At 51.3% G+C, this 12,824-nt stretch carries 10 protein-coding genes and 1 tRNA gene; 1 reads left to right on the forward strand and 10 read right to left on the reverse strand.

What is annotated here, in order from left to right; genetic code table 11:
- Positions 1 to 50: 50 nt before the first annotated feature.
- The 3 genes from MKX50_RS14465 to MKX50_RS14475 are packed head-to-tail and all read right to left on the reverse strand — an operon-like array spanning position 51 to position 2,935.
- Positions 51 to 1,040 carry an ABC transporter permease gene (locus MKX50_RS14465; RefSeq protein ID WP_155612837.1) on the reverse strand — a complete coding sequence of 330 codons (990 nt, stop codon included), beginning with the start codon at positions 1,038 to 1,040 and terminating at the stop codon, positions 51 to 53.
- Positions 1,033 to 2,055, reverse strand: a complete 1,023-nt coding sequence (locus tag MKX50_RS14470) for an ABC transporter ATP-binding protein (protein ID WP_339157266.1) — start codon at positions 2,053 to 2,055, stop codon at positions 1,033 to 1,035. Before MKX50_RS14470 ends, MKX50_RS14465 begins: the two co-directional genes overlap by 8 nt.
- Positions 2,056 to 2,110: 55 nt before the next feature.
- Entirely contained in the window at positions 2,111 to 2,935 is an 825-nt protein-coding gene (locus MKX50_RS14475) for a GDSL-type esterase/lipase family protein (RefSeq protein WP_339157267.1), read from the reverse strand.
- A 193-nt stretch (positions 2,936 to 3,128) separates the two neighbouring features.
- Here MKX50_RS14475 and MKX50_RS14480 point away from each other — a divergent pair.
- Positions 3,129 to 3,201 (forward strand) — tRNA-Lys (locus MKX50_RS14480).
- 140 nt (positions 3,202 to 3,341) lie between these two features.
- Here the strand turns inward: MKX50_RS14480 and MKX50_RS14485 are convergent.
- The 7 genes from MKX50_RS14485 to MKX50_RS14515 form a co-directional block, all read right to left on the reverse strand.
- Positions 3,342 to 3,887, reverse strand: coding sequence for a CAP domain-containing protein (locus MKX50_RS14485; protein ID WP_339157268.1), 546 nt, complete (start codon positions 3,885 to 3,887; stop codon positions 3,342 to 3,344).
- 410 nt (positions 3,888 to 4,297) lie between these two features.
- Positions 4,298 to 5,305, reverse strand: a complete 1,008-nt coding sequence (gene mglC / locus MKX50_RS14490) for a galactose/methyl galactoside ABC transporter permease MglC (RefSeq protein WP_155612841.1) — start codon at positions 5,303 to 5,305, stop codon at positions 4,298 to 4,300.
- A gap of 25 nt (positions 5,306 to 5,330) precedes the next feature.
- Complete coding sequence (locus tag MKX50_RS14495; protein ID WP_339157269.1) at positions 5,331 to 6,842, reverse strand: sugar ABC transporter ATP-binding protein; 1,512 nt, start codon at positions 6,840 to 6,842, stop codon at positions 5,331 to 5,333.
- 167 nt (positions 6,843 to 7,009) lie between these two features.
- Positions 7,010 to 8,041 (reverse strand): galactose ABC transporter substrate-binding protein, encoded by a 1,032-nt coding sequence (locus MKX50_RS14500; RefSeq protein WP_213591932.1) that lies wholly within the window; start codon positions 8,039 to 8,041, stop codon positions 7,010 to 7,012.
- A gap of 222 nt (positions 8,042 to 8,263) precedes the next feature.
- The gene (locus MKX50_RS14505) at positions 8,264 to 9,346 is read right to left on the reverse strand and encodes a substrate-binding domain-containing protein (RefSeq protein ID WP_244996490.1); all 1,083 of its coding nucleotides are present in this window, start codon (positions 9,344 to 9,346) and stop codon (positions 8,264 to 8,266) included.
- Positions 9,343 to 11,133, reverse strand: coding sequence for a sensor histidine kinase (locus MKX50_RS14510; protein WP_339157270.1), 1,791 nt, complete (start codon positions 11,131 to 11,133; stop codon positions 9,343 to 9,345). The genes MKX50_RS14505 and MKX50_RS14510 overlap by 4 nt, the downstream gene beginning before the upstream one ends.
- Positions 11,130 to 12,794, reverse strand: a complete 1,665-nt coding sequence (locus tag MKX50_RS14515; RefSeq protein WP_339157271.1) for a response regulator — start codon at positions 12,792 to 12,794, stop codon at positions 11,130 to 11,132. The genes MKX50_RS14510 and MKX50_RS14515 overlap by 4 nt, the downstream gene beginning before the upstream one ends.
- Positions 12,795 to 12,824 lie beyond the last annotated feature (30 nt).

The following is a 12,824-nucleotide window of genomic DNA, read 5'->3' on the forward strand; positions in this document are numbered from 1 at the left end:
AGACATTTGACTTACAAATGCAAACAGATGTTTTGGTTTCCTTGTCCATTTTAATTCAATATATCCTGTTTCGTAAAGACAAGGAATGAAACAACGAGCGATCCAAGGCCCCAAACAGCCAGCACGCCCAATGAAAAACCTAGTGTCATTCCTTCGATCGGCGCGGGCGTTCCCGCCAAATATTGCGTCAGGCCCAAATTGACCATAAACAAATATTTGGCGCTAGTCCAGGCCGATGCCAAATTCGTCAGGATATTGCCTGCAATCAAGGCCGCCATCATAATGACGATGCTTGCCGCCGTGCTTCGCACAAGCACGGATACCATAAAGGCGAGCATAGCCACAACCGAACTGACGAACCAGATCAGCCCCATTTGCATCAATATATACTTCCACTGTGGAACAGCGTGTACTCCTGTTATATCGACATCTGCGCCCTGAAGTTTAAATCCGGTAAAGACAGGCAAATTAAATCCTTTATACCCAAAAAATAATCCCGATATCAAATAACATATGATAAACGTGGACACGACGATCAGCGACACGAACATGAGCAAAGTGATCAGCTTGCTCAGCAGCACCTTCCAGCGCCTGACCGGCCGGGTCAGCAGCATTTTAATCGTCCCGCTCGTACGTTCCGAAGAGACGATATCCGACCCGATGCCCATAATAAGCAGCGGGATGAACAATGTCGCCGCATTATCGAGAAACTCCTTTGTAAAGGCGACAGCTCCAGGCTGCCGGGGATTCACGTCGTGCTCCAAATAATATTTCATCTGCTGTATATAAATGAGACGGTATTTCTTCCATTCCTCCGGCACGCGGTCGCTGCCCAGGGAATTCTGATTGTCCGTAATCGCCTGCTGCACTTCCCTGCGCCAATCCGTGCCGAACTTGCTTCGCTTATCCTCCGCCGCCCGCAACTGCGCATAAGAGAATATCGGGACAAGCACGAGCAGTACCAGCAGGATGACATAGAAGCGCTTCTTCTTAATCATCTTGATCGTTTCATTCTTCACCAATGCCATCATACTATTCAATGCTCTCACCTTCCGTCAATTCAAGGAACAGCTGCTCCAGCGTAGGATTGATCTTCTGTACGGCATGCACCTGAATTTCTTCCGCAACCAGCCGGGGCATTAGCGCCGGCACCTCTTCTGGCAGCATTTGCGTTACGATAGCCTGCTCGCTCATCCCGGCTAGAATCGTATCGTCCAGCACTTGGTCGGGATCGGGAATGATCGTGATCCCGGCGGCAGACAAAAGCTTCAAGCCGCTCTCGCGGGGGGACAGCTCCCAAATCACATAATTCGAATTTTGGGTGATCAGCTCCTCCACGGCGCCCACCGTCAGCACGCGCCCCCGGCTGATGATCGCTACGCGGTCGCACAACAATTGAATTTCGCTGAGCAAATGGCTGGACACGAATACGGCTAGGCCCTCCTCGGCCAGCCGGCGAATGAATATCCGCAGCTCCTTGATTCCTTTGGGATCGAGTCCGTTCGTCGGCTCATCCAGAATTAACAGCTTAGGACGCCCAAGCAGTGCCTGGGCGATGCCAAGCCGCTGGCGCATGCCCAGGGAATAGGTCTTGACCTTATCGTGGATACGCTGGTCTAGGCCGACAACCTCTACGACTTCAGCGATTCGCTGCTCGCCTATACCAGGCATCATCCTAGCGAAATGCTGCAGGTTCTCCCAGCCCGTCAAATAAGGATATACTTCAGGATTTTCCACGATCGAACCGACGTAGGCAAGCGCCTGCTCCGGCTGCTTTCTGACGTCGTATCCGCAAATCCTCACATTGCCCTCCGTCGGGCGGATCAAATCAACAAGCATCCGGATCGTCGTCGTCTTTCCCGCGCCATTCGGACCCAGAAAGCCGAATACCTCGCCCTCCTGCACCTCAAACGTCACATCCTGCACAATCCACTTGCGGCCGATCCGCTTCCTTAAATGCTCAACGCTGAGCACCGTCTGCCTCTGCTTACCTCCATGCACATCCGCCCCTGATCCGCCATCCGGTGCAGGACGCCGCTTCGTTCCTGCGTTCATAAATTCCACCCCTTATTTCTGTATCTGCACCTGCAGGCAGCACCGATTCCGGTCATCAATTAACCCCCTGCAGGATCCGTTCCGCAATGATCTGGTATCCAGCGCCATTCGGATGAAAATGATCGCTTGCCAAATATTTTTGCGAATTATATGTAAACAGGTCAAACGTCGGCACAATCAGGGTTCGTTCGCGCTTGCGCAGTGTGTCCGCCGCAATATGATTCCACCGGGAAACGGCCTCGTCGCCGATTTCCCGCATTCCCGGCAGATCGGAGAACGGATTGTACAAGCTGACATAAACAAGCTGCGCCTGGGAATTAATCTCCAGAATACTGTCCGCAATGAACCCGAGCCGCTCCGAGGCCTGCGTCACCGATTGCTCAAGCTCCGCTTCCGTAGGCAGTCTTCCTCCTGACTGCAGACTCTCCGCCCCTTTAAACAGATCGTTCCCTCCGATCGACATGACGATGATGTCGGCCTGGCTAAGCGAATATTGTACTCCTTTCTCTTTCAGCAATTCAGCCAGCCCTTCCGTCGTCAGACCGTTAATGCCGAGATTATTGACCAGTTTTGAATCCCTTCCCCCGTTCTTCACCAGTTCGACGAAGCGTCTTGCGAACCCTTTGCCGCTGTCGTCTCCCGTCCCTTTGGAGAGCGAATCCCCAATGGCCGCGACGTTCAGAACACCCGATGGTTTCGGCGGAACGCCCGCCTCTTCACCTGGCTGTACGGTTATGCCCTGATTAAGCCCGCTCCCGTTTCCTACGATCCCGGGCATAATCACGTCACTGACTGCATATAGAAATCCGGCAATGAGCAGTACGGTGGACAACAGCGATATAACTCCCGTCGTCCGCCAAATCCGTGATGTGGATTTCATTGTGTTCCTTGTCCTCCTGTGCCATTATTTCCTTTTCCTTCGATCATTAATAACTTTTCCAGCTAATAACTAACATAAAACTTCTTCCTTCAATAAGCAAATTCAGTTTCCAGAATAACCAGTAAAAAACTAATCTAAAAAACTGGATTTTCAAAAAAGACAGGAGTATAATACTTTGTACAGGCAACAACGAGGGTTATTAGCTTAGCTGGTAGAGCAGCCGACTCTTAATCGGCAGGTCGCAGGTTCGACCCCTGCATAACCCATATTTAGGCTGAATAAGAGCTGTTTTCGCATATTGCATATGCGGGAACAGCTCTTTTTGTCATCTCATTCGTAATAAATCCTGGCTAAAAAAAATTTACCCGGCAAGCCGAGCTGCCAGGTAAATCCTTATTGCTTATGACTATTTGCCGATGAATTCCTGAACCCAGTGACCGTTATAATAGCCAACGCCAATTAAAGTATATTTCGGATTCAGAATATTCGCCTTGTGCCCAGGGCTGTCCATCCAGGCGGCTACGACCTCGGCCGGCGTCTTTTGTCCCTTGGCAATGTTCTCGCCCGCGTACAGATAGGTGATTTTGTAGGCATCCATCATATCAAACGGCGAACCGTATTTCGGCGAGGTGTGGCTGAAATATTTGTTTTTATACATATCGATCGCTTTGTCCTTAGCCATTTTGGTTAAGTTCGTATGCACAACTAGCGGCTTCAGTCCCGCATTTTTCCGCTCCACATTCACTAATGCAACTACCTTGGCCGCATTTTCGGCCTGAATTTTCGCATATAATGCCGCCGTCTGCTGGGCGGATGACTTGGACGTCGAGGACGTGGCCGCATACACCGCGCCGCTGCCAGATCCCGGCAGTCCCGGAACCGAAGCCAGCGATGCCGTCAAGCCGATCAGCATGGCCCCTGACAGGATGGCTTTTGCCTTCGATTTGTTCATGCTGTATATCCTCCTTCAGACTCCTTACATTCTTTGGAGTATCTTGTCATATTCTAACATGACTTTTGAAGCGCTGCATGAGCAATTTATGGGAGAGCTCTTCCAAGTTTCTCGGGTCAGGCTTACGGACACAGAAGCCTTTATTATCGGCAAACGGCGAAAATCGCTGTTCTAACGGACACTCGATCCTTTACTAGCCTAGAAACCGCCCTATTTTGCATGGTATTTGGGCCAATAAGACCTTGTGTGTCCGTTAGGCGCAAAAATATAGCTTATTTCCATGTCATAACGGAACCATTGTCCGATAGAGTTCCTGTTCCTGTTCCTATTCCTGTTTATGTTCCCGTTCCTGTCCTGCTCCTCCCGCTGGCCACCATCCAGTCCCACAATCACAGGCCAGGCCGTACTTATTACTTCTTCGCGGCATATTTCCGCATATCGAAAGCAACCGCTGCAACGATGATCGCGCCTTTAATGATTTGCTGCCAATAAGGACCGACACCGATAAACGTCAAACCATAGTTGATAACCGTAAATATAAGTACCCCGGCCATGACGCCCTGAACCTTGCCAATCCCGCCGGTCGTCGACACGCCGCCAACGACGCAAGCTGCGATAGCGTCAAGTTCGTACATGTTGCCGTAGTTGTTCGTTGCGCCGCCCGTGCGCGCAGCTTCAAGCACCCCCGCCAGGCCGTACAATGCCCCAGCAATCGAGTAAATAATGATCAGGTTTCTGGACACATTGATACCCGATACCTTCGCGGCCTGTTCATTCCCGCCGATGGCATACATGTTTTTGCCGAGTCTCGTTTTGTTGAACATGACCCAGACGATGAAGCATACGAATATGGCGATGATGACAATATTAGGAATAGAGATTGGCCCGATTCCGATGCTTCCGGAGCCCATTTTCGTAAAGTCGTCGCGCAGTCCCCCGATCGGCTGGGAATTATTTGGATCCATATCGAAATACAAAGAGTTGATGCCGTAAATGGCAACCATCGAACCTAGCGTGGCGATAAACGGCGGCACCTTGAATTTCGATACGATGATTCCGTTGATCATGCCGAACACAAGGCCGACAGCGATCGCCAGCAGGATCGGAACGAACAGCGGCAGCTCCGACAAATTCGGAAAGAAACGCCGCGGATAATCCTGCATCTGCAGCATGGACGCCGAGATGACTGCCGTCAAACCGACCATCCGCCCAGCGGACAAGTCCGTGCCGCCGGTAATCAATATAAACGCCACTCCAAGGGCGATAATAACCCGCGTGGATGATTGCACTAGAATATCGCGGAGCGAACTGATTCCAATAAAATTGGGATCATATACAGTAATGCCGATAATTAATACGGCCAGTACGATATAAATCGCATATTCGGATACGAACCCTTGCATTTTTTTCACATTCATGATCGTCTCTCCTTCTTCTCAAGCCTTAATGCTGGGCGGCCAAAGTCATAATCTCTTTCTCCGTTGCTTTGTCCCCGTCCACGATGCCGGTAATCCGTCCTTCGGACATAACCATAATCCGGTCAGACATGCCAAGCAGCTCGGGCATTTCAGAGGAGATCATGATGATGCTCTTTCCTTGCTCCGCCAGCTCGGCGATGATCGAATAAATCTCGAATTTGGCGCCTACATCGATTCCCCGCGTAGGTTCATCGAGCAGCAGAATTTCCGGCTCCGTAAGCAGCCATCTGGCCAGCAGCACCTTCTGCTGATTGCCGCCCGACAAGTTCATGATCAGCGTCTTATGCGTCGGTGTCTTCGTGCGCAGCTTCTCCACCATCGAGTTGACCTCGCGCTTCTTCTTCTTCTCATCAAGCAGCCCATACGGCTTCACGTACCGCCTCATATTGGCAATGGCTCCGTTCTCATGCACCGATAATACCGAGAAGATGCCTGTGGTGCGCCGTTCCTCCGTCAGCAAGGCGAGTCCTAGTTTCTTGGCATCGCTGGAATTGCGGATGTTCACGGCTTTGCCGTTGATTTCGATCGTGCCGGAGGCGATTTTGCGCAGGCCAAACAAAGCCTCGACGAGTTCGGTGCGCTGCGCGCCCACGAGGCCGCCTATGCCGAGGATCTCTCCTCTTCGCAGTTCAAAAGAAATATGTTTGAACGACTTCGGATCCGGGGAGGTCAGGTTATCTACTTTCAGAATGACTCCGTCCGGGTGATTATGGCGGTCAGGAAAGCGCTGCGTCAGATCCCGTCCAACCATCTTGGAAATGATCAGATCCGTCGTCATTTCCGCTGCCGGCCATGTTCCGATTTTTTGCCCGTCGCGCATAATGGTGACATCGTCCGATATACGCAAAATTTCTTCCATTTTGTGCGAAATATATATGATGGCGACGCCGCGTTTTTTCAAATCGTTAATGATCCGGAACAAATGCTCCACTTCCACGCTAGTCAGCGAGGAGGTCGGTTCGTCCATGACGATGATTTTCGAGTTGAAAGAAACCGCCTTCGCAATTTCGATCGATTGTATTTTCGAGACCGATAATTTCCCGACCAGAATGTCGGGCTCTATGGGAATATCGAGCTCTTTAAACAGCTCCTGCGTATCCCGGTACATCTTGCGGTGGTCGACCATTTTAAAAGGTCCTATTCCGCGCATCGGGAATCGGCCAAGCCATATATTTTCCATCACATTACGGTAAGGCACAGGATGCAGCTCCTGATGAATCATGGAGACGCCCAGCGCCAGCGCATCCCGGGAATTGTTGATTTCCGCCTTCTTGCCTTGAATATATATCTCGCCGCCGTCCGGACGGTAAATGCCGAACAGGCACTTCATCAGCGTCGATTTGCCCGCTCCATTTTCGCCCATCAGGGCATGGACGGTGCCAGGCCTCACCTGTAGAGTCACTCCGTCAAGCGCTTTGACGCCCGGAAATTCCTTCGTAATATTTTTCATTTCGAGCATATATGGTTGTTCAGACATCGTATACGCCTCCTGATTGAATTGTCGCCATATAGAGGCACAGCAAGCTTATCCCCCAATAAATCGTTCCTATCTGATATGATTCTTGAAAAAAGGAAGGCTCGCTACCGAAAGGCATCGAACCTCCCTTCCTCTCTATTGCTGAAAAGACCTGCTGCTTCAGTGACTTACTTAAACTCGGCTGCGTTTTCCTTCGTTACCTTCTGGTAAGGAATCCAGATGTATTGATTATCGGAAATTTCAAAACCTACGCTTTCGGTAGTAATTTCATCGCCCTTGGCCAGCATGGCAGCAAGTGTAACCGCGGCTTTACCCTGGTTCTGCGCATCATTCAGCACCGTGCCAAGCATTGTTCCTTGCTCAAGAGCCTGCAGTGCCGGTGCCGTAGCATCCACGCCTACAACCGGAATGTATTTGTCTCCCGTAAAGTAGCCGGCCGCTTTAAGCGCTTCGATGGCACCCAGAGCCATATCATCGTTGTTGGCCAGCACAGCTTCAATTTTATCGCCGTTGGCCGCAAGGAACGCCGCCATTTTCTCCTGGCCTTTTACCCGGTCCCACATGGCCGTATCCTCATTCACTTTCTCAACTTTGATGCCGGCGTCCTCGATAGCCTGAACAGAATACTGGGTGCGCAGCTCGGCATCCTGGTGTCCTGGCTCGCCCTTCAGCATGACGTATTGCAGCACGCCGTCTCCGTTCTTGTCAGCTTCGGGATGGGCTTTCCAATAATCGGCGATAATCTGGCCGGATAATGTGCCGGACTCTTCCGCTCTTGCCCCGACGTAATAGACCTTGTCCCATTTCTTCATGTCTTCAGGCAGCGGCTCGCGGTTCAGGAACACGACAGGCGTGTCCTTGGCCTTTGCTTTGTCAATAATGACACCGGCAGCAGTACGGTCCACTGGATTGATGACCAGTGCATTTGTCTTCTTCGTGAGGAATAAGTCGACTTTGTCGTTTTGAGTCGGCTGGGAATTCTGGCTGTCCACGATCTCCAGCTTGGCGATCCCTTCCCCGTTCTGCCGGATCGAGTTGCGCACTCCGGTCATGAAGGTATCGTCGAATTTGTAGATGGCCACGCCGACGCTCGGCGTTGAGCCTGCGCCCGAACCCTCCTGATTACCGCCGTTGGAGCAGCCAGCCAGCGCTGTACCAAGAAGAGCGGCAGCCAGCATAGCAGAAGCAATTTTCTTCATCGTTTTGACCTCCTGAAATCAATTTCGTTTTCTTTATCTTTGTGGATACGATTACATTATGCCGGGTTCTTCCAAGAAAGCGAATCTAAAATTCTGAGATGTTCTATGAAAATTCTGATCAAATGCTCACATCATTCATATTTCACAACAATTCGCTAACAAAAAAAGCCCCGTCCCCTGAAGCGGAAACGAAGCTATGGGCGAACGTCTATATGCGGTTAATCACTGCACAAACGGGAACAACAGCTTCTGATGCTCCGGCCAAAGCATATTGTCCAAATCGATCAGCTTCGTATCGGTCGGTATCCGATCCTCCAGCTTCTCGCCCCGGGCGGCTTGGACAGCGGCGGCCACGGCCAGGTAACCGTTGTTGAACGGATTCTGGACGACCATCGCCTGCACCTTTTCCTCCTGCATCAGCTCCAGCATCTCCGGCGGATTGTCGAAGGTGATCATCTTGACGATTCCGCCGTAACCGAGGTCGCTGACCGCCCTTCCGGCCCCAATCGAAGATTCGGCGCTTAAGGAGACCAGCCCGTCTATCCCAGGGTATTTGGCCAGCATCTCCTTCGTAAGCCTGTACGCAAGCTCTTCATCGGAGCCGCAATATTGAATGTCAACGACCTCGATCCCCGGAAAGCGAGCGACGTAATCCAGGAACCCTTCCTCCCGCTGGTCGGCGTTCCTCGCCCCTTTCACAAAATTTACGATGCCGACCTGACTGTTCTTTCCGATCAGCTGCACCAGGCGCTCGGCAGCCTTCTGACCCGCTTCGTAGTTATTGGTGCCCACATACGTTTTGACTTTCGTGGAAGCTACTTCCGAGTCCATAGAAATCACGGGAATATCATAATAGGAGGAACGGTCGGTCACTTGGCCGAGTGCTTCATAATCGCTGGCCGACAATATAATGGCGTCTGGACGGCGGGCGATAGATTCCTCCATCAGTGCGATTTGATCCCTGTAGTCGTTCTCGTTGCTAGGCGCCATATAATTGAGCTGAACATTATACTCCTTCGCGGCCACCTCGGCTCCCATACGGATCGTTCGCCAATAATCTCCGCGATCCAGCTTGACAATCATGTCGATGACCAGCACGTTGCGTTCATGCTGCGGAGTTACAGAGGAGGTGCAGGATACCAGCAGAGCCATCGCAAACAGCAGCGGTACAGTCCGAAATGCCTGCTGCATGCGGCGGAGTTTGCTGGACGGTATGCCTGAAAGGCCTCGGTGTACGGCCTGATCCAAATCACACCCCTTGCAGTCATCAACTCTGAACGCTTGTTGTGTCGGCATCCTTCTCATGCCCTCTCCCTCCTCTGTACGCTTTCCGCCTTGACGGCGGGTATCGTAATTGTGACGGCCGTTCCTTCCTCCAGCTCGCTCTCGAAATGCAGCCCGTAAGCGGAACCATAATACAGGGCGATCCGCTCCTGCACATTCCGTACCCCTACGCCGGACCCGGAGCCGCTCTCGCTCCGCGCAACCCCTGCCCGTACTTTCGCTAGCCTGTCCGGACTCATTCCTACGCCGTTATCCTTGATTTGCAGCCGCAATTGCTCGTTCTCCAGAGTAACGTAGATCCCGATGAAGCCTTCTTCTGCCAGCTGCTCGATACCGTGATGAATTGCATTCTCCACAAGCGGCTGTAAAATCAGCTTCAGTGTCAGGCAATCGAGCGCCGCTTCCTCGCATTTGATTTCATACCGGAATTTATTCTTGAAGCGGATCGTCTGAATAATTAAATAATTCCGGACATGCTCCAGCTCTTCCTCAACGGAAATGATATGGCTCCCTTTGCTCAAGCTGATCCGGAAAAAGCGCGACAACGACGTTATTGTCGTCACAACCTCCTCGTTGCGTCCCATCTCGGCCAGACGGGTAACCGAGTTCAATGTGTTGTATAGAAAATGCGGATTAATCTGCGATTGCAATACGTCGAGCTCGCTTTTTCGTTTGGCTTCCTGCTCCTCAATGATTTGATCCATCAGTTCGCGAATACGCCGCAGCATCAAGTTGAACCGTTTAGACAACTGTTCCACCTCGTATACCCCGCCTACATGAACAGCCGTTCGGAAATTACCTTTCTCAACCTTTTTGACGGACCGCTCCAACCTGCGGATCGGCTGCGAAATTTTGGCGGAGACGTAAATCGATACGATCAGCACAATTACAATCACGCAGAGCAGAAACCATACGATAAAATCACGCAGCTCCTGCTTCGTAGTCAAAAACTCCTCCACATAAGCGACCCCGACGATTTTCCATCCGATCGGCTCAACCGTTTGAATCAGAATAATGCGCTGCTCCCCTTCCGAATCGTCCAGATAGCTTCCGAAGCTGTAATTGAGGACCGGCTCCAGATTCTCATATTTCAGCCCGGCGTAAATCAGCTGCTGCTGGGGATGATACACGATATTCCCCGCCGCATCGATGATGTAGACATAGCCCTGTTTGCCCAACATCACGCTTTTACTGAGCTCGTCTATCGTTCGGAAATTAACATCGATCACAAGTACGCCTTCATGGAGCTGGTTCCCGTTGTAATACTGAATCACTTTGCTCATCGAAACGACCCACCGGTACTGCCACTTGAACAAATTTTGAATATGGGGCGGCGTAAACTGCAGCTTTCCCGGATTTTTCTTAGCCATCTCAAACCAGGACTGCTCCGTCAGCTTCGTATTTTGCCGCATCGGAATGGCTGGCACATTGCGGATGAGCTCCCCTTCCGTCGAGAACAGCGCAATCGAGACGAGATCCTCGCGTGTGCCTAGAATCGTTCCCAGCTGCTCCTCCAGCTTTGCGTCGCTCCATGTGCTGCCTTCGTTGATTTTCTCCTCCGCAACCTCAAATATATCCTCCATCCCGTTTACGTAGAGCTCCAAATTCGCATTGACCTGCTCGATAATTTGATTGAGGTTCAAATACGTGTTCTGTTCCGAAGCTTTGGAGAAGCGGTCAAACAGCATGTAACTGACCAGGACAACAACAAACACCGTAATCGAAATAGTTGATAAGGTGATAATCGTCTGGATTTTTCGCAGGTGAAACTGCTTAAGGAACGAGCTTGCATGCCTCAGCCAGTTCATGTCCGTCCCATCCCGTTACGGTATTCCTTCGGTGAAATCCCGAATTTTTTACGGAAGCAAAAGCTGAAATAGTTCGGATCGGAGAAGCCTACCCGCTCGGCGATTTCAAACGCTTTCAATTCTGTGCTTCGCAGTAAATATTGCGCAGCCTCCATACGGACGCCCAGCAAATAGTTCACGAAGGTCATTTTCATTTCCCGTTTAAATATATTGCTGAAATAACCTGTGCTGATATGCAAATGGCGGCACACTTTGTTAATAGACATATCGCTATCATGGAAGTTGCCCTCTATGTATGCCTTCGCCTCGGCCACCAGCTGGCTGTAGCTGGACTGCCGATCCGAAGCGATCGAACTCCTCAGTTTGGCGCAAATGCCGTTAAACCATGTCTTCGCTTCGCTCGCATGGTTGATTTTCGCGAAATGCCCCAGCAATGCCCCTTCATTTCCGAACAGCTGATCCAAATTGATCCCGGACTCTTTAGCGACCCGAATGACCGTCGTCAGCATTTCCAGCAGATGAACCTGAAAATCCTCATAGGACACCTTGCTGTCCACCATGACCGAAAACAGCTCATCCAGTAAATCCTGCAATTCCAAATCGCTTCCGACCTTCAGGCAGCGGATCAGCTCCTTCTCGCGGGTGTCGTCGTAAATGAACGGAATGCTCTGGCGCGACTCGACGTCATGAATCCAGATCACCTTGTTATGCCCGAGGATAAGGCGGTAATCCAGCGCCTGCTGGGCATCCTCGTAGGATATCGTCAGATCACTCAAATTCCGTACAACAGAGCCGCCCCCTGCCGTAACGCTCAGCTTGAGATAGCGTTCGACGCTGAAGCGGATTTCTTCGAGTATTTCAAGCGTGCGTGCGGAAATATGCTCCTTATCGTTATCCGGACATATAGTTAACAGTACAACGACATCATGATGAATGAAGGCCCGCCCGTATCGTTCCCGCTCCATGATTTCATCGGCGATATTCAGCACAGCGAACAGCTGCAGCTGATTGTCCTTCATGTCCCGCAAGGAAGGGGGTCTAGCGGCCGATGAACCTCCGCTGCCTCCTTCCTCTTCCTCCGGCAATATGAGTGAATCGACGCTGATCACCGAAACCATATAGCCGTCCCCGTCCAGATCCAGCTCGTAATTGCGGCTCTTTTCGCGGATTTCCGCATCCGGCAGGCGGCGGGATACAAGCGAGGAGAGAAATAAACTTTGCAAAATCGGCAAGCTTTGGCGGTAATGCGCGGTCAAGGATTGGACGTTCTCCCGCTCTGCCAGCTCCTCATCGATATTGCGCTTTACTTTTCGCAGCACCTCGGCCAATTCTCCGGAGGAAAACGGCTTTAGGAGGTATTCGTCGATTTGCAGGCGGATCGCCTGCTGAGCATACTCAAACTCCTCAAAACCGGTCAGGATGATGATTTTAGTCGAAGGATAGTGGGTTCTGATCCAGTCGGACAGCTGCAGGCCGCTCATGAACGGCATTTGAATGTCGGTGACAACGACATCAGGGACGTGTTTCTCGATGAGCTCAGCCGCTTCCTTCCCGTTCTCCGCCGTATCCATGACCATGAAGCCCAGGCCCGCCCAATCGATCTGCTCGGCCAGCCCTTCCCGCACATCCGCTTCATCGTCCGCCAATATTAACTTATACATGGAAATCACCCTTCTATTTGGAACAATATA

Origin of the sequence: Paenibacillus sp. FSL W8-0186 (assembly GCF_037969765.1) — a bacterium.
Lineage (GTDB): Bacteria > Bacillota > Bacilli > Paenibacillales > Paenibacillaceae > Fontibacillus > Fontibacillus woosongensis.